At 71.4% G+C, this 21,967-nt stretch carries 19 protein-coding genes; 8 read left to right on the top strand and 11 right to left on the bottom strand.

Features of this window, described 5'->3' with window-relative positions:
• Positions 1–23 precede the first annotated feature (23 nt).
• Both AB0J64_RS43535 and AB0J64_RS43530 read left to right on the top strand, forming a co-directional pair.
• Positions 24–3,122 (top strand): cytochrome P450, encoded by a 3,099-nt coding sequence (locus AB0J64_RS43535; RefSeq protein ID WP_364041400.1) that lies wholly within the window; start codon positions 24–26, stop codon positions 3,120–3,122.
• A gap of 194 nt (positions 3,123–3,316) precedes the next feature.
• The gene (locus AB0J64_RS43530) at positions 3,317–3,934 is read left to right on the top strand and encodes an ACT domain-containing protein (RefSeq protein ID WP_364041398.1); all 618 of its coding nucleotides are present in this window, start codon (positions 3,317–3,319) and stop codon (positions 3,932–3,934) included.
• A 31-nt stretch (positions 3,935–3,965) separates the two neighbouring features.
• On the opposite strand, the gene AB0J64_RS43525 is transcribed toward AB0J64_RS43530, so the two are convergent.
• Positions 3,966–4,322 (bottom strand): metalloregulator ArsR/SmtB family transcription factor, encoded by a 357-nt coding sequence (locus AB0J64_RS43525; protein WP_364041396.1) that lies wholly within the window; start codon positions 4,320–4,322, stop codon positions 3,966–3,968.
• A 49-nt stretch (positions 4,323–4,371) separates the two neighbouring features.
• On the opposite strand from AB0J64_RS43525, the gene AB0J64_RS43520 reads away from it, so the two are divergent.
• Both AB0J64_RS43520 and AB0J64_RS43515 read left to right on the top strand, forming a co-directional pair.
• Positions 4,372–5,433 (top strand): cation diffusion facilitator family transporter, encoded by a 1,062-nt coding sequence (locus AB0J64_RS43520; protein WP_364041394.1) that lies wholly within the window; start codon positions 4,372–4,374, stop codon positions 5,431–5,433.
• A gap of 137 nt (positions 5,434–5,570) precedes the next feature.
• The gene (locus AB0J64_RS43515) at positions 5,571–6,782 is read left to right on the top strand and encodes an MFS transporter (protein WP_364041392.1); all 1,212 of its coding nucleotides are present in this window, start codon (positions 5,571–5,573) and stop codon (positions 6,780–6,782) included.
• Here the strand turns inward: AB0J64_RS43515 and AB0J64_RS43510 are convergent.
• The 3 genes from AB0J64_RS43510 to AB0J64_RS43500 are packed head-to-tail and all read right to left on the bottom strand — an operon-like array spanning position 6,766 to position 10,146.
• Positions 6,766–7,641, bottom strand: a complete 876-nt coding sequence (locus AB0J64_RS43510; protein ID WP_364041390.1) for a PfkB family carbohydrate kinase — start codon at positions 7,639–7,641, stop codon at positions 6,766–6,768. The genes AB0J64_RS43515 and AB0J64_RS43510 overlap by 17 nt on opposite strands.
• A 13-nt stretch (positions 7,642–7,654) precedes the next feature.
• Positions 7,655–8,680, bottom strand: a complete 1,026-nt coding sequence (locus AB0J64_RS43505) for a LacI family DNA-binding transcriptional regulator (RefSeq protein ID WP_364041388.1) — start codon at positions 8,678–8,680, stop codon at positions 7,655–7,657.
• On the bottom strand, positions 8,677–10,146 hold the full coding sequence (locus AB0J64_RS43500) for a glycoside hydrolase family 13 protein (protein WP_364041386.1): 1,470 nt from the start codon (positions 10,144–10,146) through the stop codon (positions 8,677–8,679). The genes AB0J64_RS43505 and AB0J64_RS43500 overlap by 4 nt, the downstream gene beginning before the upstream one ends.
• Positions 10,147–10,374: 228 nt before the next feature.
• Here AB0J64_RS43500 and AB0J64_RS43495 point away from each other — a divergent pair, with 228 nt between their 5' ends.
• Both AB0J64_RS43495 and AB0J64_RS43490 read left to right on the top strand, forming a co-directional pair.
• Positions 10,375–11,661 (top strand): ATP-binding cassette domain-containing protein, encoded by a 1,287-nt coding sequence (locus AB0J64_RS43495; protein WP_364041384.1) that lies wholly within the window; start codon positions 10,375–10,377, stop codon positions 11,659–11,661.
• 132 nt (positions 11,662–11,793) lie between these two features.
• Positions 11,794–12,417 carry an NAD(P)H-dependent oxidoreductase gene (locus tag AB0J64_RS43490; protein WP_364041383.1) on the top strand — a complete coding sequence of 208 codons (624 nt, stop codon included), beginning with the start codon at positions 11,794–11,796 and terminating at the stop codon, positions 12,415–12,417.
• Positions 12,418–12,427: 10 nt separating this feature from the next.
• Here the strand turns inward: AB0J64_RS43490 and AB0J64_RS43485 are convergent, their stop codons facing one another.
• From AB0J64_RS43485 to AB0J64_RS43475, 3 genes are all read right to left on the bottom strand, one after another.
• Positions 12,428–12,832 (bottom strand): Uma2 family endonuclease, encoded by a 405-nt coding sequence (locus tag AB0J64_RS43485; RefSeq protein WP_364041382.1) that lies wholly within the window; start codon positions 12,830–12,832, stop codon positions 12,428–12,430.
• A 161-nt stretch (positions 12,833–12,993) separates the two neighbouring features.
• A complete protein-coding gene (locus tag AB0J64_RS43480; protein WP_364041381.1) occupies positions 12,994–14,181 on the bottom strand; it encodes a hypothetical protein in 1,188 nt (395 codons plus the stop codon).
• Positions 14,182–14,606: 425 nt separating this feature from the next.
• The gene (locus AB0J64_RS43475) at positions 14,607–15,917 is read right to left on the bottom strand and encodes an acyltransferase (RefSeq protein ID WP_364041380.1); all 1,311 of its coding nucleotides are present in this window, start codon (positions 15,915–15,917) and stop codon (positions 14,607–14,609) included.
• A 105-nt stretch (positions 15,918–16,022) separates the two neighbouring features.
• On the opposite strand from AB0J64_RS43475, the gene AB0J64_RS43470 reads away from it, so the two are divergent.
• Positions 16,023–16,928: a D-isomer specific 2-hydroxyacid dehydrogenase family protein gene (locus tag AB0J64_RS43470; protein ID WP_364041378.1), complete on the top strand. Its 906-nt coding sequence runs from the start codon at positions 16,023–16,025 to the stop codon at positions 16,926–16,928.
• A gap of 108 nt (positions 16,929–17,036) precedes the next feature.
• Here the strand turns inward: AB0J64_RS43470 and AB0J64_RS43465 are convergent, their stop codons facing one another.
• The 4 genes from AB0J64_RS43465 to AB0J64_RS43450 all read right to left on the bottom strand — a co-directional run bounded on the left by AB0J64_RS43465 (position 17,037) and on the right by AB0J64_RS43450 (position 21,443).
• On the bottom strand, positions 17,037–18,953 hold the full coding sequence (locus AB0J64_RS43465; protein WP_364041376.1) for a protein kinase: 1,917 nt from the start codon (positions 18,951–18,953) through the stop codon (positions 17,037–17,039).
• A 139-nt stretch (positions 18,954–19,092) separates the two neighbouring features.
• Positions 19,093–20,235, bottom strand: a complete 1,143-nt coding sequence (locus tag AB0J64_RS43460; RefSeq protein ID WP_364041374.1) for a cytochrome P450 — start codon at positions 20,233–20,235, stop codon at positions 19,093–19,095.
• Between the two features lie 248 nt (positions 20,236–20,483).
• A complete protein-coding gene (locus tag AB0J64_RS43455) occupies positions 20,484–21,269 on the bottom strand; it encodes an IclR family transcriptional regulator (RefSeq protein ID WP_364041372.1) in 786 nt (261 codons plus the stop codon).
• 84 nt (positions 21,270–21,353) lie between these two features.
• Positions 21,354–21,443, bottom strand: a complete 90-nt coding sequence (locus AB0J64_RS43450; protein ID WP_364041370.1) for an XdhC family protein — start codon at positions 21,441–21,443, stop codon at positions 21,354–21,356.
• Between the two features lie 138 nt (positions 21,444–21,581).
• On the opposite strand from AB0J64_RS43450, the gene AB0J64_RS43445 reads away from it, so the two are divergent.
• On the top strand, positions 21,582–21,967 hold a 386-nt coding region (locus AB0J64_RS43445; protein ID WP_364041368.1), incomplete at its 3' end, for an ATP-binding protein.

The raw sequence follows: 21,967 nt of genomic DNA, 5'->3' as shown, positions 1-21,967 counted from the left end.
TGGCTACTCGAAAGGGAGCATTCATGGCGCAGATTCCCGCACCCCAGGGCCTGCCCATCCTGGGCAACACGCTGCAGATTCCCTCTCACTCGCCGGTGGAGCACTTTGTCCAGGTCGCCTCCCGGTACGAGGAGGGCATCTTCCGGCTGGAGGTCGCCGGTCGCACGATCGTGCTGGTGTACGACCCGGAGATGGTCGCGGAGGTGTGCGACGAGAGCCGGTTCGTCAAGCGCATCCGCCCGCCGCTGACGATCGTGCGCGACTTCGGCGGCGACGGGCTGTTCACGGCCGACCACGACGAGCCGGTGTGGGGGCACGCGCATCGCATCCTGATGCCCGCCTTCAGCCAGCGCTCGATGAAGGCGTACTACCCGCAGATGCTCGAGATCGCCGAGCAGCTCGTCGAGTCGTGGGCAGGTCGCCAGGGGGAGGACCTGCCCGTCGCCGACGACATGACCAGGCTCACCCTGGACACGATCTCGCTCACCGGGTTCGACTACCGGTTCCGCTCGTTCGACTCGCCCGAGCTGCACCCGTTCCTCCAGGCCATGGGCGGCGCGTTGACCGAGGCCATGCTGCGCAACCAGCAGCTGCCGTTCGTCACCAAGCTCAAGCGCTCGCACGAGGAGGCCTACCGGCGCGACATCGCCACCATGCAGGAGCTCGTCGACGACGTGATCAGGCAGCGCCGCGCCGAGGGCGGCACCGGCTCCAAGGACCTGCTGGGCCTGATGCTGGAGGCGTCCGACCCGCAGACCGGCGCCCGCCTGTCCGACGAGAACATCCGCAACCAGGTCCTCACCTTCCTCATCGCCGGCCACGAGACCACCAGCGGGCTGCTCTCGTTCGCGCTGTACAACCTGCTGCGCGAGCCGCACACCCTGGCGCGCGCCTACGACGAGGTGGACCGGCTGCTGCCCGGCGACGAGCCGCCCACGTACGAGACGATCATGAAGCTCGACGTGATCCCGCGCATCCTGGAGGAGACGCTGCGCCACTGGTCGCCGATCCCGGCGTTCAACGTCAGCGCGGTCGAGGACACCACGATCGGCGGCTACCCCATCGCCAAGGACCAGGGTGTCGTCGTGCTCCTGCCGGTGCTGCACCGCAACCCCAAGGCGTGGGAGCGGCCCGACGAGTTCGACATCGACCGGTGGCTGCCGGAGAACAAGAAGAGCCATCACCGCGCGGCCTACAAGCCGTTCGGCAACGGCGAGCGGGCCTGCATCGGCCGCCAGTTCGCGCTCACCGAGGCCAGGCTGGCGCTGGCGATGATCCTGCGGCGCTTCGCGATCTCCGATCCGAACGTCTACCGCATGAAGATCAAGCAGACGCTCACCATCAAGCCCGACGGGTTCACGCTCAGGGTCCGCGAGCGGCGCGCGCACGAGCGGGCGGCCGTCGCGCCCCAGGTGGTCGAGGAGAGCGAGCAGCAGGAGATCGCCGTCACCGGCGTGCCGCTCACCGTCGCGTACGGCTCCAACCTCGGCACCAGCTCCGACATCGCCGAGCGCCTGGCCGAGCGGGCCGGTCGCGCGGGCTTCGCCGGCACGCTGACCACGCTCGACGACATGACGCCGCCGAGCGAGGGCCTGCTGATCGTGGTCGCCTCCTCCTACAACGGCAAGGCCCCCGACAACGCCCAGCGCTTCGACGCCCTGGAGACGCTGCCCGATCTGTCCGGCGTGCGGCTGGCCGTGCTGGGCTGCGGGAACACGCAGTGGCCCACGTACCAGGACTTCCCGAAGCGCGCGTACGAGAAGCTGACGGCCGCGGGGGCGGTGCCGCTGATCGAGCGCGGCGAGGCCGACGCGGACGGCGACTTCGACGGCGACGTGTCCGCGTGGACGGCCAAGCTCTGGGCCGCGCTGGCCGAGGAGTACAGCGCCGCCACCGAGACCGCCGGTCCGCGCTACGAGATGGAGGTGCTGAGCGAGGCGGAGGTCAGGCCCTCGGTCGTCTCCTCGCGCGCCTTCCCGCTGACCGTCGTCTCCAACGAGGAGCTGACCGGCGACCCCACCGGGCTCTGGGACTTCTCGATCGAGGCGCCGCGTCCCGGCGTGCGCTCGATCGTGGCCAGGCTGCCCGAGGGCGTCACGTACTCGGCGGGCGACCACGTGGCCGTCTTCGCCAAGAACGACCCGGAGCTGGTGGAGTGGGCGCTGCGCTGCCTGCGCGTCCCCCGCGAGCAGGTGGTACGGCTGCGCGCCGCCGGATCCACCCACCTGCCCGTGGACACGCCGGTCACGGCGGGCCTGCTGCTGACCGAGTTCGCCGAGCTGCAGGACGTGGCCACCAGGGCCGACATCGAGGCGCTGGCCGCGCACACCGCATGCCCGTGGACCCGCGGTCAGCTCGCCGAGCTGACCGAGAACTACGCCGACGAGATCCTGGCCAAGCGCGTCTCCGCGCTGGCGCTGCTCGAGCGCTTCCCGGCGATCACGCTGCCGCTGCCGGTGTTCCTGGAGATGGCCGGGCCCATCAAGCCGCGCTACTACTCGGTCTCCTCCTCGCCGCTGGCCGACCCTTCGCTCGTGCGCCTCACCGTCGGCCTGGTGGAGGGGCCCGCGTGGTCGGGCACCGGCACGTACCAGGGCATGTGCTCGGCCTACCTCGCCGGGCTGAAGGAGGGCGAGGTGTTCTACGGCTACGTCCGCGTGCCCGCGCCGCCGTTCCGGCTGCCGGAGGACCCGGCCACGCCGGTGATCCTCGTCGGCCCCGGCACCGGCTTCGCCCCGCTCCGCGGCTTCCTCGAGGAACGCGTCCTGACCGGCGCCTCCGGCCGGGCCGCGATCTTCACCGGGTGCCGCCACCCTCAGCACGACCAGCTGTACGCCGGCGACCTCGCCCGCTGGGGCGTCTCCGCGCACGTCGCGTACTCCGCCGTGCCGGGGCATCCGTACCGGTACGTCCAGGACGCCATCGCCGCGCACGCCGACGAGGTGTGGGATCTGCTCTCGCAGGGCGCGCACGTGTACGTGTGCGGCGACGGGCTGCGGATGGCGCCGGCGGTGCGGCAGGTGCTGCTGGACCTCTACCGGGAGCGGACCGGGAAGGACGGCGCCGAGTGGCTGGCCGGGCTGGAGGCGGCGGGACGCTACCAGCAGGACGTGTTCGCCTGACCGCTCCCCTCCTCCCAGGTCCGCCTGGGGGGAGGGGGCGTACCATGACCTGCGGAAACCTGCGCCAGCCCTTTATCGACAATCCGGACTTAACACTGCATGCTGGGATATAACCGCAGCATGTGCGACATATCCGTGGAATATTCTCGAAATCTTTCTACGGCACTGTGGGAGCCTCTGGAAAGGGGGCGGCAATGCTGCTGCGACTGAGGGTGTCGCTGCCGGACCGGCCGGGCGGCCTTGGCCAGGTCGCCAGGGCCCTGGGTGCGCTCGGCGCGGACATCCTGCAGGTCACCGTGCTCGAACGCGAGCGCGGTCGGGCCGTGGACGACTTCACTGTCTCCTGGCCGGGGCCGGTGACCACGTCCGAGGCCCGCGAGCGGCTGTCCGCCGTGCCGGGTGTACGGGTGGAGGGCGTCTGGGCGACCAAGGAGGTGCCTGGCTCGGCGCTGGACTACGACCTGCTCATGCACGTGGTGTCCGAGCCCGCGCGTGGCTTCGCCACGCTGGTGGACGCGCTGCCGGGGTTGTGCGGCGCGGAGTGGTCGGTGGCGCTGGCCGACGGGGCCGTGCGGCACGCCTCGCTGGCCGCTCCCAAGAAGTTCGAACTTGATCTGCCGGAGCCGCCGCCCCGGGCCGCCACCATGGACGCCGACAAGCTGCGACTGATGCTGCTGCCGGTGGTGGCCCAGGGGCTGCATCTGGTCGTGGCCAGGGCGGACGGGCCGGTGTTCCACCGCGCCGAGCTCGAACGTGCCGCCCGCATCGTGGACGTGGTCGCCAAGCTGGCCGCCCGGGCCTCATCCCGCTGACCCTGCTCGGGTGCGTGCCCGTGGAGCGTGCTCAGTCGTGGCGGGGCTGGCCGGACACCTCATGGTCGGCGTGGAACAGCGCCTCGGCGATGAGCGCCCGTACGTGGGAGTCGCGTGCCCGGTAGAGCACGCGCCGCCCCTCCCTGCGGGTGTCCACCAGCCCCGCCAGCCTGAGCTTGGCCAGGTGCTGCGACACCGACGGCCGCGGCACGCCGACCGCCTGGGCAAGCGAGTTCACATCCTGCTCGTCTGACGACAGCAACCACATCAGCCGCAGCCGGGTGCCGTCGCTGAGCATGCGGAACGCGTCCACGGCCGCGTTCACCTGGGCGGGAGTGGGTTGCTCCTGCGACCGGTTGGCACCTGAGACGTTGTCGCGTGCGTACATGACTACATATCATGGTCAGAACGGACGAAGAGCGCAAGCGAGGGATGCCATGGCTGACCAGCGAGACCTTCGAGGGCACGGACACGGGCACGGCCATGGACACGGGCACGGGCATCAGGGGTCGGCGGGGAGATTCGCGCGCCTGGCCCACGGCCTGTTCAGGACGCACAGTCACGACAGCGCCGACAAGACCGACGCCGCCCTGGAGTCCAGCAGCCGTGGCATGCGTGTGCTGGCCATCTCGTTCGCCGTCCTGATGGCCACCGCCGCCGTCCAGGCGGTGATCGTCGTGGCCTCCGGCTCGGTCGCGCTGCTCGGCGACACCCTGCACAACCTGGCCGACGCCCTCACCGCCGTCCCGCTGGCGATCGCGTTCTCCCTCGGCCGCCGCGCCGCCACCCGCCGCTTCACCTACGGGTACGGCAGGGCCGAGGACCTCGCGGGCATCGCCATCGTCCTGCTGATCGCCGCCTCGGCGGCCTTCGCCGGGTACGAGGCCGTCATGCGGCTGCTGAACCCCCAGGACGTCAGAGCCGTGGGCTGGGTGGCGGGGGCGGCTGTGGTCGGGTTCGCGGGCAACGAGTGGGTGGCCCGGTACCGGATCAAGGTGGGCAGGGAGATCGGCTCGGCCGCGCTGGTGGCCGACGGCCTGCACGCCAGGACAGACGGCTTCACCTCCCTGGCCGTCCTCCTGGGCGCGGGCGGCGCCGCGCTCGGCTTCCCGCTGGCCGACCCGATCGTGGGACTGCTGATCACGTTCGCCATCTGCTTCGTGCTGCGCGACGCCGCCCGCGAGATCTACCACCGGCTCATGGACGCCGTGGACCCCGCCCTCGTGGACACCGCAGAACGCATCCTGGTCGCGGTGGACGGGGTGCGGCGGGTCGGCTCCGTACGGCTGCGCTGGATCGGCCACGCCCTGCACGCCGAGGTGGAGATCCTCGTGGACCACGGCATGTCGGTGGTGGACGCGCACGCGGTGGCGGTGGAGGCCGAGCACCGCCTCATCCACGACCTGCCACGGCTGAAGGCCGCCACCGTCCACACCGACCCGTACGGCCCGGACGGCGCCGACCACCACGCCACCCTGTCCGCCCACCGCACCCGCTGAACCCGACAGCCGCCGCCGACAGCCGCCGCCGCGCCCGCGCCCGCTACGCGCCGCTCCAGAAGCGCCACCCTTCTCCCTTGACCGCGGGCCGACCGTGAGGAACGCTGAAGCGGGAGACGTTGCGGGGGCTATTGCGCGTGAGGCGTCCATTCATCACCTTGCTGGCCGCCAACGCCCTTTCCGTCACCGGAAACGTGCTCTCCATGCTCGCCGTCCCGTGGTTCGTCCTGGAGAGCACGGGAAGCGCCGGCCTCACAGGGCTGGCCGCCTTCGCCACCACCTTCCCGATCGTCATATCCGCCGCGTTCGGCGGCACGCTGGTGGATCTGCTGGGGTTCCGCTGGGCGAGCGTGCTGTCCGACCTGACGAGCGGCCTCGTCGTGCTCGCCATTCCCGCGCTGTCGCTGACGACCGGGCTCTCCTATCCGATCCTGCTGCTGCTCCTGTTCGTACGGTGGCTGGCGGCCACCCCGGGAGAGACCGCGCGCAAGGCCATGCTGCCCGACCTGTCGGCGCTCGGGCGCGTGCGCATCAGCCGGGCGACGGCGGCGTACGACGGCGTCAACCGCGGCGCGACGATGGTGGGCGCCCCGCTCGCCGGGATCCTCATCCTCTGGGCGGGGCCCAGCACGCTCCTCATCGTCGACGGCGTCACCTTCCTCCTGTCCGCGCTGCTCATCTCCGCCGGGGTCCCGCACATCGACACGGGAGAACGCGAATCCGGCGGCTACCTGCGCGACCTGCGCGACGGGCTGACATTCCTCTGGCGCGACCGGCTGCAGCTGAGCGCCACCGGGATGATCGTGGTCGTCAACATGCTCGACACGGGCGTGACGCAGGTGCTGCTGGCGCTGTACGCCCGCGACGTGGCAGGCGACCCCCGCGCGTTCGGCCTGCTCACCGGCGGGCTCGGGGCGGGGGCGGTGGCCGGGACCATCGTCTACGGCGCGGCCGGCGGCCGATTACCCACGCGGCTGACCTACGGCTGGTGCTTCCTCATTGCCGGCGTGCCGCGCGTGCTGGTGCTGGCCCTCGGCGCGCCGTTCCCCGTGGCGCTCGGCGTGGCCGCTCTCTCCGGATTCGCGGCCGGCGCGATCAACCCCATTCTCGGCGTGATCCAGTTCGACCGCATCCCCGCGCGCCTGAGGGCACGGGCGCTCAGCGCCATGACGGCCGCCGCCTACGCGGCCATGCCGCTCGGCGGCCTGCTGGCCGGCTCGCTCACCGAACTGACCGGCCTCACGACCACCCTGTACGCCTTCACCAGCGTCTATCTGATCGCGTCCATCCCGCCGTTCGTCTGCCGGGCCTGGCGGGAGCTGGACCAGCCGTCTACCGCGAAAACCTAGCCAGCAGCAGCGACTCGGTGATCGGGGACTCGTGGGTGCCGGCGACCGTGCACGCGTGCGCCCCCGCGATGGACCCCAGCCGTACGCACTCCTCCAGCGATCGGCCCCGCACCGTGCCGTACAGGAAGCCGGAGACGAACGCGTCGCCCGCGCCGTTGCTGTCGGCCACCGGGCCGGGCAGCGGCACGGCCGGGAACGCGCGCGGCTCGGAGTCGCGCGTCAGGACGATACAGCCGTCGGCCCCGCGCATGCACACGACCGTGTGGGCCCGGCCGCGCGCGAGGATGTCGCTCATCGTCGCCTCGGGGTCCGCGAGGGCGGTCGCCGACAGGAACACCACGTCCGACTGGTACGCGAAGTCCTTGTGGTAGTCGTTGAGGCCGTCCCAGTCGTGCAGGTCGGTGGAGACCGGGATGCCGTCGAGGTCGGGGAAGACGTGGCGGCAGAAATCCATGATCGACACGTGGACGTGCCTGGCGCGCACGTTCGCGTACAGCTCGCGCGGCATGCGCTCGCCGGGCGTGTCCTTCGGGTCGTGGAGCGAGGTGCGGCGGCCGTCGGGGCCGACGAGCAGGACGCTGCGCCGGGTGCCCGCCGCGGCCGGCCCCCAGGAGCAGTCGATCTCGCGCAGTGCGTGGCGGACGAGCGCGCCCTGCGGGTCGTCGCCGATCAGGTCGGCGAAGGCGACGCCCAGCCCGAGGGCGTGGCAGCCCAGCGCGACGCCCGCGCCGGTGTTGCCGATCCGGTCGACGACCGGCGGCACGTGGTAGGTGTCCTGGTACGGCAGCGGCAGCTCCGGCACGTACACCGTCGTGTCCACCCCAGAACCGCCGAGGACCAGGACGTCGAGCGTGTTCATGGCCTCCACCCCTTCACCGGTTGACCAGGGGGCCGGAGCCGGTGGAGCCGCGGACGACCAGCTCCGGCTGGAAGATCAGCTCGACGTGCTTGGCGGGGGCGCCGTTCACCTCTTCGAGCAGCGTCTGCACGGCCGCCGAGGCCATGGCGCCGATCGGCTTGCGTACGGTGGTCAGCGGCGGGTCGGTGAACGCGATCAGCGGCGAGTCGTCGAAACCGACCACGGACACGTCTCCCGGCACGGACAGCCCCTTCTCCCTGCAGGCGCGGATCGCGCCCAGCGCCATCAGGTCGCTCGCGCACACGATGCCGGTGCAGCCCCGGGCCAGCAGCTGCGCGGCGGCCGCCTGCCCGCCCTCGACGGAGAACAGCGAGTGGGCGATCAGCTCGTCGACGTCGGTGGCGCCGAGCAGCTGCGCCATGGCCTGCTTGTAGCCCTCGATCTTCCTGATCACCGGCACGAACCTGCGCGGCCCCTGCGCGAGCCCGATGCGCTCATGGCCGAGATCGACCAGGTGCTGCACGGACAGCCGGGCGGCCAGGCGGTCGTCGGGCGAGATGAACGGCGCGTCGATGTGCTCGCTGTAGCCGTCGACGAGCACGATCGGCAGCCCGCGGTCGGTCAGCCGGGTGTAGCGGTCCATGCGCGCGGTCGTGTCGGCGTGCAGGCCCGAGACGAACACGATGCCGCTCACGCCGCGATCGACCAGCAGCTCCGTGAACTCGTCCTCCGGCGCGCCGCCCGGCAGCTGGGTGCAGAGCACGGGCGTGTAGCCGTGCTGGGTCAGCGCCTTCTCGATGGCCTGCGCGAACGCGGGGAAGATCGGGTTGTCCAGCTCCGGCGTCACCAGGCCGACCAGCCCGTTGCTGCGCTGCCGCAGCCGGGGCGGGCGCTCGTAGCCCATGAGGTCGAGCGCGGCCATCACCGACTGGCGGGTGGCGGCCGAGACGCCGGGCTTGCCGTTGAGCACCCTGCTGACCGTGGCCTCACTCACCCCGGCCTGGGCGGCGATGTCGGCTAGGCGAGCGTGACCGTTCATGCCTGACACTTTACTTTCCACCACGCGGCCGAATCCCCTGCTCCAGGGACATCCGAGGCCAGCAGGAGCTCCCCGTCGACCCCGAAGTCCACGGGTGTCCCGGTGAGGTTGACGGCACAGACCACGCTGCCCCTGGAGAACACGAGCGTGCCCTCCGGCGACTCGTGCCAGGTCAGGTCTCCGCTGAACGCGCTCCGGAGCCGCAGCGCCGCCCGATACAGCTCCAGCGTCGAGCCGGTCACCCCTTCCTGGGCCTCGACGCTCAGCTCGGCCCAGTCCGCCGGGATCGGCAGCCACGGGTTCCGCCAGCCGTGCTCACGGGTCCAGGGCAGCGGCACGCGGCAGCCGTCGCGGCCGCTGTCGGCGTCGCGCAGGCGCTGCGGGTCCTGGCACACCTCGGCCGGCAGGTCGAGCACCTCCGGCAGGCCCAGCTCCTCGCCCTGGTAGACGTAGACCGAGCCGGGCAGCGCGAGTGTCAGCAGCGCGGCGGCGCGGGCTCTGGCCAGGCTGCCGTAGCGGGTGACGTGCCGCTTGACGTCGTGGTTCGACAGCACCCAGGTGGTCGGGGCGCCCACCGAGGCGGCGGTGGCGAGCGAGGAGTCGATCGCCGTCCTCAGCTCGGCCGCGTCCCACGGGGCGAACAGGTAGTGGAAGTTGAACGCCTGGTGCAACTCGTCCGGGCGGACGTACATCGCCAGCCGCTCGGCCGTGGGCGCCCACGCCTCGGCCACGCCGATGCGCTCACCGGGGTAGGAGTCGAGCAGGCGCCGCCACGAGCGGTGGATGTCGTGCACGCCGTCGTTGTCGAAGTACGGCACCGGCTCCTTGCCGACCAGCCTGGCCTGGTCCGGGCGGCCGATGTCCGGCAGGCCGCGCGGCTTGACCATGCCGTGCGCCACGTCCACGCGGAAGCCGTCGACGCCCAGGTCGAGCCAGAATCGCAGGATCGACTCGAACTCGCCGCGCACCTCGTCGTTGTCCCAGTTGAGGTCGGGCTGCGCGGGGTCGAACAGGTGCAGGTACCACTGCCCGTCCTCCACCTGCGTCCACGCCGGCCCGCCGAAGATCGACTCCCAGTCGTTCGGCTGGTCGCGGAAGATGTAGCGATCGCGCTGCTCGCCGCGTAACGCCTGCTGGAACCAGGGGTGGGCCGAGGAGGTGTGGTTGGGGACGATGTCCACGATCACCCGCAGCCCGAGGGCGTGCGCGTCCTCGATGAGGGCCTTGGCGTCGGCGAGTGTGCCGAAGAGCGGGTCGACGTCCCTGTGGTCGGCGACGTCGTACCCGAAATCGGCCATGGGGGAGGGGTAGAACGGCGTCAGCCAGACGGCGTCCACGCCCAGACCTGCCAGGTACGGGAGGCGATCGCGAACGCCGATCAGGTCGCCGATCCCGTCGCCGTCGCCGTCCGCGAAGCTACGCACGTACACCTGGTAGATCGCGGCGTCCCGCCACCATGCCGTCATAGTCCCCCCTGAAGGTCCCGACTATGAAATCCCTTGCCGCAAGTTTACGCAAGTCCTTACATACCACTCGAATACGGAAATTAAGGCTTATGGCTCCCCAAAACGCGCGACCGAAACCCCTTTGAAGCAGATTCTTTATGTCAAGGGTGGACATGTACCGTTAAGGCGCGATGTACTACCTCTTCAATCAGCCTCGTCACAGGTGACACGCGCGCAAGGTGTAGGCCCATGAGCTCGGTCGTTCTCGACAAAGTGACCAAGGTGTATCCGGGCGACTACCTCGCAGTCGACCGGCTGAGCCTTCGGGCGGAGGCCGGCGAGTTCCTCGTCCTCCTCGGTCCCTCCGGATGTGGCAAGTCCACGCTGCTCCGCATGATCGCGGGACTGGAGGAGATCACGGAGGGCGACCTCTGGCTGGACGGGCAGATCGCCAACCACCTGGCTCCGCGCGATCGGGACGTGGCCATGGTGTTCCAGAACGGCGCCCTCTATCCGCACAGGACCGTGCGCGGGAACATCGCCTTCCCACTGGAGATCGCCAAGTCGGACCCGGCGATGGTGCGGGAGCGCGTGACGGAGCTGTCGAAGGCTCTGCACATCGACGAGACCCTGGACCGCCGCCCCGGCACGCTCTCGGGCGGTCAGCGGCAGCGCGTGGCGATGGGCCGGGCGATCGTCCGGCAGCCCAAGCTGTTCCTGATGGACGAGCCGCTGTCGAACCTGGACGCCGGCATGCGTACCGAGCTGCGCATGGAGATCTCGGCGCTGGTCAGGTCGCTCGGCGTGACCACGATCTACGTCACGCACGACCAGGTGGAGGCCCTGACGCTCGCCGACAGGATCGCCATAATGAACAGGGGAGTCCTGCAGGACGTCGGCACACCGGCCCAGATTTACAACGATCCAGCCACCGCCTTCGTCGCCGCGTTCCTCAACTCCCAGCAGCTGAACCTGTTGGCGGCGGGCGTCAGGACGCCGCAGAACCAGTACGTCATGCTCGACTTCGGTCCGCACCGGCTCACGCTGCCGTGGAGCGATCCGAGGGCGTACGCGATCTCCCAGCACACGGGCGGGCAGGTGCTCGTGGGCCTGCGGCCCGACGGGCTGGCCCCGGTGCCGGAGTCGTACGAGGGGCCGTCCTTCTTCGGGCGGGTGCGAGCGCTGGAGTACCACGGGCACGAGTGGCTGGCCTACATCGAGTGCGGGATGCCCGCCGTGCCGGTGCCCGAGCCGCCGGACCCGCGCCAGCGGATCAACGGTCAGAAGAACGGGTCCGGGAAGCTGTCGGGGCTGGTGCGGCGGATGTTCTCGTCGTCGCGCGAGGAGGAGCACCAGGAGCAGGAGAGGGTGGGCCAGCACCCGAACAGCGGCATCCACCGCCGCTCCGACATCATCGTCCGCCTGGGCAACCGCCCCGTCTGGCGCGCCGGCGACGCGGCCAAGGTGGCCGTGGATCTCTCCCGGTTGATGATCTTCACCCTGGACGGCGCCCGGATCGACCCTCCCCGCCGGTAGTTTCTCTCCGCCTGCCGAACGCGCCATCCGCACGATCGATCGTCTGCGCGCATCTGCATGTTGACTAACCGGACCTCAGTCCGTATTTTCATGAGTGCTAATCGGACCGAAGTCCGGAAAGGACATGAACTCATGAGCAGACTGCTGCACATTTCCGCCTCTCCTCGGGGCGGGGAGTCGATCTCGCTGGGGATCGCGCAGGCCTTCGTCGAGGAGTACCTGGCGGCCCGTCCAGGCGCGACGGTCGACCACTTCGACCTGTGGGACGGGACGCTGCCCGAGTTCGGGCCCGCCGCCGCTGGGGCGAAGATGACCGTGTTCGGGGGCGGCACTCCCGAGGGCGAGCAGGCGGAGGCGTGGGCGGCCGCCGTGCGCACGTTCGAGCGCTTCGACTCCTACGACCGTTATCTCTTCAGCGTGCCGATGTGGAACTCGGGCGTGCCGTACAAGCTGAAGCAGTTCATCGACGTCGTCAGCCAGCCCGCGATGATCTTCGACGTGCACCCGGAGACCGGCTACCGCTCGCTCCTGGCCGGCAAGCGCGCCGCCGTCGTCTACACCAGCGCGGTCTGGGGTCCGGAGCTGGGGCCGGCGTTCGGGAGCGACTTCCAGTCGACGTTCTTCAACGGCTGGCTGCGCTGGACCGGCATCAGCGACATCCAGGAGATCCGCCACCATCCGACGCTCACGGGCTCGTACGAGGACGAACGCAAGCAGGCCGACGAACGCGCGCGCCAGATCGCCAGGACCTTCTAGCGGCGAGGTCTCATCGAGATCGCGGCCCGGTCAACGCCGCTGGATCGAAGGAGACGGGGAAGGGCTGGTCGAGCGTGAGCATGGTGCCCGCCTCCGCCTCCGCGACCAGCTCGTAGCCCTGCTCGCCCAGATGGAAGACCTCGACACGAGGCACGCCCTGGAGCTCGACCCTGATGAAAACCGGGATGCCTGCTGCGGCGTATTTGGGCGGTTTGATCGTGTAGTCGCGGTCTCGATTCACCTTGCCAGGGCTGACGACTTCAGCCACGCACAGGACGTCGGAGGCGGCGAGCGCGACAGGGCCTTTGAGTATGGCCTTGGCGTGCCCTACGACGACGTCGGGAATGAGCCCGTCATCTCCGACGATGACATTTCCCGCCGCCACCATTTCGAGGCTTCGGGGGGAGATCGTCATCCAACGCGCGGATCAGCCGGCTCGTCGCGATGGCGTGGACATATGCGGGTATGGGGCTCGCAATGAGGCTCCCGTCGATCAGCTCGATCCGCTCGCCGGTCTCGGGCAGCTCGAGCCGGTCTTCGACGGTGTGGCTTCCGTGGCGACAGTCGTCCGTCACGTCAAGGAGTGTAGGTCCAGCGGGGCCCGTCAGGTGTGTCCTCCACCGCAATGCCGCCCTCCAGCATCGCCGTGCGCAGCGCATCCGCCACGTCGTACTGTCCCTCCTCACGCAACCGACCCCGGAGCGCCAGCAGGGACTCGACCAGCGAGCGCAGGCCACGGGAGCCGACGGCGGCGGCCGAGGCGAGCTCGCCGAGCCGGGCGATCAGCAGCCGCATCAGCTCCCTGGCCTGCTCGACCCCGCCGGAGTCCTCCTCCGTGTCGGCGGCCCATTTGACGATCTCCGCCTCGAGGTCGAGGACGGTCTGGGCCGCCGCCACCAGGTCGGGCTTGCCCACCGCCGCCTTGAACAGCTCCTCGCACGTGTGGACGGTCTCCTCCAGCGTGACCTCCGCGGGAGCGGGCTCAGCCGGGGGCGGCGGGATCGTGGCCGAACCGGTGGCGCCCTCGGCCAGGCGGCGGAGCTCGGCGAGGTCGGTGCGGGTGCCGGTGGGCAGGACGGTCTGGGAGCCGGGGCGGCGGACGGTGAGGCCGCCGCGGCCCGTCACCCGTACGGACTCGGCCTGCAGATCGATCACCAGCGCCGTGTGCTCGTCGAGGCCGAGGACGGCGGTGCCGGGCGGCAGCTCGCGCTCCATGCGCGACAGCCGGCGCTCGCCGAGGTAGCAGTATCGCGTGTCGTGGGTGCCGCCCTCGGCGTTGTCGAAGTGGGGGATCAGCACGGCCTGCAGGCCCAGCGGCTCCAGCAGGTCGATGCCCTCGCGCCAATGGGGCTCCGCGCCCACCTTGTAGATCTCGTAGACCGGCACCGTGGCCAGGCCCGCCGTGCAGGCGGCCGCCGAGGCCAGCACCGTCACCCCCTCGCGCGCGCGGATCCGGGCACGCAGGTCGCCGGCGATGCCCGAGCCGGTCCACCGGTCGAGCGCGTAGGTGGGGCTGCCGGGACCGGAGAAGACCCAGTCGGCTCCCGTGATCCCGGCCGCCACCTCGACATCCAGGCCGACGCTGTGGGCGAAATAGCGGCGGGCGCGGGCGGAGATGTCGGCGGCGTTCTCCTGGAAGGCGTAGGGGGTGTCGAGCAGCACGGCCCGCGCGCCCGCGCGCAGCGTCCGCGCCGCCGCGCGGTGGATCTCGACCATGGTCGGGCTCGTCTCGCCCGACCCCATCAGCACCAGCAAACCGGGCATCGCTGTCGGCCTCTCTCTCGCACGCCATCGACTACAGCCGGGCCCGCCGCCGTGTTCAAGAGCGAGAACATCATGCGCATAGGACGTACTTGCATATCATTGGCAGTAAGTTGTTGACGGTGACGGGAAGACACGTGGTCTCGGTTGAGACGCTCATGCTACGGATGGGCACCGACAGTCGCTGGTCCTACCGCCATGCCATCACCCAGCCCGCGCCCGGCGAAAGCCCGGACGAGTGCGCGCGCCGGCTCAGCGGGGTCGCGGCGGGAGATCCCGGCACCGTCGTGCACTCCACGAGCTGGCGCCATGAGCCGGACGGCGGGATCGTGCTGACATATGCGGTCTGCCCGGATCCGGCGCCGTGGCTGCCCGCGGTCGAGGTGCCCGCGCTGGAGATCGCCAGGGGCGAGACTCCCGCGACGCCGTCACCCGACCGCGTCGCCCTGGCCAACGTGGTCGCGCACGCGGTCAGGCACCTGGCGTTCCTCATGGCCGAGGACCCCGTCGTGGCGCGTGCCCTGTCCGGGCATCCGGAGATCGCCCGCGCGCTGGAGCCGGCGGGCGCTCCGGCGTGACAGGCGGCGGCCCAGCGCCTGCATGGGCCGTTCGACGTATCTGAAGGACAGCGCGCTCACGGCCAGCACGACGGCCACGGCCAGCGCCGTCATCATGAGCTGGTACGGCAGCTCCGCCCGCCGCAGGTCACCGGTGATCTCCACGAAGTACTTCAGCAGCGGATGATGCACCAGGTAGAGCGAGTAGCTGATCAGGCCGAGCCAGGTGAGCACCCTGGGCAGCCGCCGCCCGCGCAGCGCCATCCCCGCCGCGAAGGTGGCACCGGCGAGCGCGATCGTCGTCAGCCACACGTCCGCCCGCACCCACCACCATCCGCCCTCGATCGCCCACAGGGGCGCGAGCGCCACCAGGGCCGCCGTGACCGCCACCGGCCACAGCCGCCCGCCGCCCCGCTCCCACCGGTGGATGGCCGTGCCCGCGAACATCACCGCGAGCACCGCCGTCCCCAGCCACGGCACCCGGCTGCTCAGCAGCAGCAGCGCCAGCGCCATCAGGCCGAGCACGCAGGCCGAGGCCGTGCGGAGGCGCCCCGACATCACGCACGCCAGCCCCACCAGGAACACCGCGGCGGAGACGTAGGCGGGCCATCCGCCCGCCACCAGTGCTCCCGACACCACGAGCCCTACCGCCACGGCGCCCGCCGCGAACACCATCGACAGCAGTCCGCTGCGGCCATGCCCTCTGACCAGGAACAGCGCCGTGACCAGGAGGTAGAACACCATCTCGTACGAAAGCGTCCACATCGTGTCGGCCACGCCGCCCACGCTCACGACGTCGAGCAGCATGGTCGCGTGCGCCGCCACCGCGCTCCCGTCCCGCGGCACCTCCGCGCGCAGCGGCACCCACCAGGCCAGAGCCAGCATGACGACGATCACGCTGAGGTAGAGCGGGTAGAGGCGGAAGATCCGGCTGATCCAGAACGCGCGCACATCGCCGTGGCGCTCCAGCGAAGTGGGGATGATGTAGCCGCTGACCAGGAAGAACACCAGGATGCCGTAAATGCCGAGGTTGAACCAGTACGGCCTGAGCTGGGGGAGGAACCACGGCAGGAGGTGCTCGGCCACCACGGCCACCGCGCCGATCCCGCGCAGCGCGTCCAGCCACGCCAATCTGGAGGGGCTGGGCCCGGAGGAGTCAGGCAGGGCGATGGCGGCGGACACCCGGCACAACATACCCACGCTCCCTGAAGAGATGCTGGCACCCGGAAACGCCGTGCTCATACGCCATCGGTACGCTGGTGGCCCCATGCGAGAAGGAGACGCAGCATGACCGTCGCCGTCCACGTCGGACCTGAGCCGGTGCCCGTGCTCATCGATGCCGTACGCCGGGCGGGCGGTGAGGTCGTGCCGCTGGAGGACGCGGAGGCGATCGTCTACTACGGCAGCGGCGGCCCCGAGGAGCTGCGGTCGATGCTCCACGACGGCATCCGCTGGGTGCAGCTGCCCAGCGCGGGCATCGAGCGGTTCGCGGACGCCGGAGTCGTCTCCGAGCACCCGGTCTTCACCGCCGCCACCGGCTCCTACGGCGTGCCGGTGGCGGAGCACGCGCTGGGCCTGATGCTGGCGGCCGCGCGCGGCCTGCACCGGGCGGCCAGGGCCACGAAGTGGGGACGCAACGAGTCCAGGGAGTTCGCCGGCTCCACGGTCGCGATCGTCGGCTTCGGCGGCATCGGACGGGCGCTCATCCGGATGCTGGAGCCGTTCGGCTGCCGCGTCCTGGCGGTCACCGACAGCGGCGAGGCGCCCGGCGCCGACCTCGTGCTCCCGCGCGCCCGCTACCGCGAGACGCTGCCCGAGGCCGATTACGTCGTCGTCTCGGCGCCGGCCACGCCGGAGACGAGGGGGATGTTCGGGAAGCGGGAGTTCGAGCTCATGCGCGAGGACGCCTGGCTGGTGAACGTCGCCAGGGGCTCTCTCGTCGACACCGACGAGCTGGTGGACGCGCTGCGCGCGGGTCGCATCGGCGGCGCGGCCATCGACGTGACCGACCCCGAGCCTCTGCCCGACGGCCACCCGCTGTGGAGCCTGGACAACGCGCTCATCACGCCGCACTGCGCGAACCCGCGCTCCTCCTACTGGCGCGGCCTGGCCGAGCGCGTCACCTCCAACGTGCGGCGCTTCAAGGACGGGGCTCCGCTGGAGGGCGTGGTCTCGCCGTCCCGGGGCTTCTGAGGCGCGCCCGCCCGTACGACGGGGCCATGGTGCGGTGCAACCCCGCCGCTGCGGCTGAGTGGGTGCGGGGCCCGTGGGGCGGCCCTGCTCCCGGTCGCGCGGTACGGGTCAGCCCAGGTTGAGCCGGGCTCCGTTGCTCAGCCCCGAGTCGTGCACCTCGAGCCCGGCCGGGTCGAGGCCCTTCGGCAGCTCGAACACCAGCGCGCCGGTGAACGACCGACCGGCCTCGATGCGGATCGGCGTGATCTCCTTGCCGTCCTGGTCGAGCAGCTTGGTGCCACCGTGCAGCTCGTCGTTCTCGTCGATCAGCTTCTGCTGGCCCGGGTAGAGCACCCTGGCCTCCTGCCCGACGTTGCTGACCGTCACCCCGACCTGGCACGTGCGCTTGGCCGCCGATCTCGTCGGCTTGGGGCACTTCGTGCTCGTCACGGCGAAGCGCAGCTTGCCGTCCTGCACCGGCCCGTCCTCGCCGACCGCCGGGGAGCGGAACACCCACGCCAGCAGCACGATCAGCGCCACCAGCAGCACGACCGCGACGACCAGGGCGGTCAGGCAGCCCGTCAGCACGCCCCGCTTGCGCTTGGCGGGCGGGTAGCCCGGCAGCGGCCCCTGACCGGTGGTCGAGTGGTGGGGCAGCGGACTCTGCTGGTGGGGGAGCGGCCCCAGCGGCCCCCGGCCGGTGCTCGGCACGGGGCCGGTGCGCTCCGGATGGGGAGCAGGAGGGACGGGCCCGGTGCGTTCGGCGGGTGGCGGCTGCTGCGGCCCGCGACCCATTCCAGGCGTGGGCCCGGTGCGTTCGGCAGGCGGTGGCTGCTGTGGCCCCCGGGCCGTCCCCGGTGTGGGTCCGGTGCGCTCGGCAGGCGGGACCGGGCCCGCTCCCGGCGTGGGACCGGTGCGCTCCGCGGGTGGCGGAGGCTGCGGGCCGCGCGCGGGTGCCTCGGGGTGCGCGCCGCGGCCCTGCTGCGAAGAAGTGCGCGACGGGCCGTGGGACGGACCGTGCGATGGACTCTGGGACGGGCCGTGCGACGGGTGCGGCCGGCCGGTGCCCGGCACCGCGCCCGTGCGGTCGGGCGGCATCCGGTGCGGCGGCTGCGGCATCAGCGGGAAGTCCGATGGGTTCCACGTGTTGGTCAGGTGCTTGGTGGCGGCCAGCTGCGCCGCGGGCTCGTCGGCCGCGCCCACCAGCTCCAGCAGCAGTTGCCTGGCCGCGGGCCGGCGCGTCGGGTCGGGGTGGATGGCCGCGGCCACCAGCCGGTCCAGCGGCGCGGGCAGCCCTCGCAGGTCGGGCGGCGCCGTACGGGCCCGGGCCGCCATCACGTACGCGTCCCCCTCGCCGAACGGATGCCCGCCCAGCCCCGCGTACGCGATGAGCGACCCCCACGCGAACACGTCGCCCGCCGGGCTCGTACGCCCCTCGAAGACCTGCTCCGGAGCGATCCAGCCGGGCGTGCCCATCACCATGCCGGCGTTCGTGTGCCGGGAGTCCACGTGCGTCGACCGCGCCAGCCCGAAGTCGATCACCCGGGGCCCGGCCAGCGTCAGCATCACGTTGGCCGGCTTGAGGTCGCGGTGCACCAGCCCCGCCGCGTGGATGGCGGTCAGTGCGGCGGCCACGCCGACGGCCGCGGAGTGCAGCACGGACGGCGAGAGGGCGCCGTGCTCGATCAGGTGGTCCTCGAGCGAGATGCCGTCGATGTACTCGGTGACGAGGTAGAGGACGCCGCGGTCCTCGCCGTGGTCGAGCACGCGCGCCGTGCAGAACGAGGCCACCTTGCGCGCGTTGGACACCTCTTCGTGGAAACGCGCCCGGTAGACCGGGTCGGCCGTGTAGTCGCGCCGGATCGCCTTGAGTGCCACCCGCGACCCGTCGGCCGCCTTGGCGAGGTAGACCACACCCATGCCACCGGAGCCGAGACGGCTGATCAGCTCGTAGGGGCCGATCGCCGGCGGATCTTCCGGCTCCAGCGGAGTGCCTGCGGAGCGCCCCAACGTCGCCGTCCTCTCGCCGTCGTCATCCCGTCTCAACCCGAACCGTTCCTCCGCCAGGCACGCCTTTTGTACCCAAGACTCTAACGGAGGAAGGGGGCACCCGTTGGCCACTGGTTCTGAGCAGGCATGCGCATCAGCACGCCCGGTCCCGCCCATGCGACTGGGGGCGGTGCCATCACTGAGTGAGGCGGTGAATGCGCAGGGGGCGCATCGCGACGCGGAGGCGGGAGACGTTGAGCGCGTAGGGGAGCGGGCGGTGGGGTGACAGCAGCCGGCCGACCGGCTTGGGCCGGGCCGCGCGGACGATGCCGGCGAGGAAGGCCGTGCCGACCGCGAGCGTCAGGTGCACGCCGTCGCAGCCGGGCCGGGCCCACCACTCGTTCGCCGCGCTGCCGTCCAGCCAGATCTCGGGCGCGAACGTGTTCGCGTACGGCAGGCGCGGGCTGCGCTGGTGCGCCGCGATCGGCACGAGCACGGTGGTGCCCGCGGGCAGGGTGGTGCCGTACCAGTCGGTCGGCGTGGTCGTGACGCGGGAGAGCGCGGGCACCGGCGGCCACAGGCGCAGCCCTTCGCGCAGGCAGGCCCGCAGGTAGTCGGGGTCAGTGCGGGCCGATTTGCGCTGGGCGGGGTGGGCGGCGAGCAGCGCCAGCGTCTGCGTCAGCCCGGCGGAGATCGCGCCGAACCCCATCAGCCAGAACGCCGCCTGCATGAGCCCGCGCGACTCGGCCTCGCCGGCGTTCTCCGCGATCAGGCCGGCCAGGCTGCCGGGTTCGGCACGGCGCAGGTGGTCGAGGATGCGGGCGTCGTACCGGCCCGAGAGGATCTCCTGGCGCCGCCTGGCGCGCCACCTGCCGGCCCACGTGAGGCCCGCCAGCAGTCTGGTGAGCTCCTCGTCGTCGGCCGCGCCGTCGCCGTAGACACAGCGTCTGGCCACGCGCTGCCAGCGGGCGTCGAGGCGGTCATGGTCCACCACCCCCGAGGTCAGCTCCTTGGCCTCCGCCCTGGCGATCTCGATGAACGCCGGGCGCAGCACGTCCGTCGGCAGGCCGAAGGGGCGTTGTTCGACGCCCTGCGCGTACTCGCCCCCCTCTGACAGTACGCGCAGGGCGTCGCGCTTGGACATGACCAGCAGCGCCGGGCCGCGCAGCCCGCGCACCAGGACGGGGCGGCCGCCGTACCTGGCCTCCAGTTCGGCCAGGAGCGCGCGGGAGCGAAGCAGGTCGCGTCCGGGCATCGCGTGCGGCGCGCCGGGCGGGACGACGGTGGCAGCCAGGCGCAGGCTCTCCAGCACAGTGGCCCTGGGGAGGCCCCTAGGCACGCGCGGCCTCCCGCGTTCCGACCGGCGCCCGCGGGTCCGGGGCCATGCGGGTGCGGACCTCCCGGACCGCGGGCGCCTCCTGGGTGGCCGGAGCGGGATGGAAGTCCATATGCCGATGTGAACGCCGGGGCCGCCGCGCCGCAATGAGCGGTTTCGGCCAACGGAACACTTCCGGTCACGCACCGATGAGGTGTTCCGATGACCGGAACGCCTACGCGCTGAGGAGCGCAGCCGAGTGACCGGAACGCCTACGCGCTGAGGAGCGCGGCCGAGATGGCCTGGGCGGCGCCGCGTACGGAGATGCCGAGCCTGGCCAGCGGCGCCGCGCCGGCGGGGGCCGCCACCCCGAGCGACATGCAGATCCGGCCGCCCGGGCCGAACACCGGCGCGGCCACGCACGACACCCCCTCGGTGAACTCCTCCTGCGCGTACGCCACGCCCTGCCTGCGGACCTGATCCAGCTCGCGTTCGAGCCCGGTCAGGGTGGTGATCGTGCGGCGCGTCATCCGCTCGAACGAGCCGCGGGCGATCAGTTCGCGGCGCAGTGCCGGGTCGAAGGCCAGCAGCGCCTTGCCGGTCGCCGTGCAGTGGAGCGGCGCGCGGTCCATGCCGTCGGATCGGGAGTCGACCCGGTTGTGGCCGTACAGGCGCTCGACGTAGCGGGCCTCCAGGCCGGAGGGGACGGCCAGGTTCACCGTCTGCCTGGTGGTCTCGTACAGGTAGAGCAGATAGGGCAGCACCACCTTGCGGGTGCCCGGCACGTGCAGGCGGGTGATGCCGGTCGTCGTCTCCAGCAGCTCGCCCGGCAGGTAGCCGTTGCCCACCCGCCTGGCCAGCTCGCGGGAGCACAGCACGCCCAGGATGCGGTGCGCGGTCGATTTGGGCAGGCCCGTGGCGCGGCACAGCTGCGACAGGCTGACCGGGTGAGCGGCGGCGCTCAGGGCGAGCAGGATGTCGATGCCCCGCTCCAGGCTGCCGGGCTGCGCCACGGGGCGGCCGTCCGTCACTACTTGGCTGGCCGTTTCCGTCGGCATTCATCTCCCTTTCGCTCTCCGAGGAGCGGAAGGGGCTTCCCGGGGGCTGCGGTTTCCCCTGAGCTGTACCCGGCCGCCGCGCGTTCAACGCAGGCTGATGATCTCCGCGTAGACGGAAACCGCCACTTCACCGGGTGTTCTGGCCCTTATGTCCAGACCTGCCGGAACGTGCACCCTGCATCCCGCGCAGCCGCTTCCACCCGCCGATCCACGTGCCGGTCTGGAGCGGAAATTGCCGGCTCTGCGCAGCGGAAATGCACTGGACGAGTAGCATTTGTGATCGTATTCAGCGGCAGGGGCAAAGGCAGGGGCGTGGAGCGAGCGTTTCAGGTTGACCTACGGGGGGTCGTCGACCTGCTCAGCCGGCATCTCTACGCCAGTCCGCGGGTGTATGTACGTGAGCTGCTGCAGAACGCGGTCGATGCCATCACCGCGCGCCGGGCGGTCGATGGGGACGCGCCGGCCGTGGTGTCGATCGAGCCGTCCGAGGTGACCGGCGACGGGACACTGCGGGTGCACGACAGCGGCATCGGGCTGTCGGAGTCCGAGGTGCACGAGTTGCTCGCGACGATCGGGCGTAGTTCCAAGCGGGACGATCTGGGGCTGGCGCGGCACGAGTTCCTCGGCCAGTTCGGCATCGGGCTGCTTTCGTGCTTCCTGGTGGCCGACGAGGTGCGGGTGACCACCCGGTCCGCGCG

The sequence above is a fragment of the Nonomuraea sp. NPDC049695 genome (assembly GCF_040674955.1).
GTDB lineage: Bacteria > Actinomycetota > Actinomycetes > Streptosporangiales > Streptosporangiaceae > Nonomuraea > Nonomuraea helvata.
The sequence above is the reverse complement of the archived record's forward strand: the minus strand, read 5'-3'. Positions and strand labels throughout refer to the sequence as shown.

Coding starts and splice junctions, on each gene's coding strand:
- AB0J64_RS43505 (WP_364041388.1), bottom strand. CDS start 8,680: ATGAACGGTCACGCTCGCCTAGCCGACATCGCCGCCCAGGCCGGGGTG.
- AB0J64_RS43470 (WP_364041378.1), top strand. CDS start 16,023: ATGACCGTCGCCGTCCACGTCGGACCTGAGCCGGTGCCCGTGCTCATC.
- AB0J64_RS43490 (WP_364041383.1), top strand. CDS start 11,794: ATGAGCAGACTGCTGCACATTTCCGCCTCTCCTCGGGGCGGGGAGTCG.
- AB0J64_RS43530 (WP_364041398.1), top strand. CDS start 3,317: ATGCTGCTGCGACTGAGGGTGTCGCTGCCGGACCGGCCGGGCGGCCTT.
- AB0J64_RS43520 (WP_364041394.1), top strand. CDS start 4,372: ATGGCTGACCAGCGAGACCTTCGAGGGCACGGACACGGGCACGGCCAT.
- AB0J64_RS43485 (WP_364041382.1), bottom strand. CDS start 12,832: ATGACGATCTCCCCCCGAAGCCTCGAAATGGTGGCGGCGGGAAATGTC.
- AB0J64_RS43525 (WP_364041396.1), bottom strand. CDS start 4,322: ATGTACGCACGCGACAACGTCTCAGGTGCCAACCGGTCGCAGGAGCAA.
- AB0J64_RS43480 (WP_364041381.1), bottom strand. CDS start 14,181: ATGCCCGGTTTGCTGGTGCTGATGGGGTCGGGCGAGACGAGCCCGACC.
- AB0J64_RS43495 (WP_364041384.1), top strand. CDS start 10,375: ATGAGCTCGGTCGTTCTCGACAAAGTGACCAAGGTGTATCCGGGCGAC.
- AB0J64_RS43500 (WP_364041386.1), bottom strand. CDS start 10,146: ATGACGGCATGGTGGCGGGACGCCGCGATCTACCAGGTGTACGTGCGT.
- AB0J64_RS43510 (WP_364041390.1), bottom strand. CDS start 7,641: ATGAACACGCTCGACGTCCTGGTCCTCGGCGGTTCTGGGGTGGACACG.
- AB0J64_RS43535 (WP_364041400.1), top strand. CDS start 24: ATGGCGCAGATTCCCGCACCCCAGGGCCTGCCCATCCTGGGCAACACG.
- AB0J64_RS43455 (WP_364041372.1), bottom strand. CDS start 21,269: ATGCCGACGGAAACGGCCAGCCAAGTAGTGACGGACGGCCGCCCCGTG.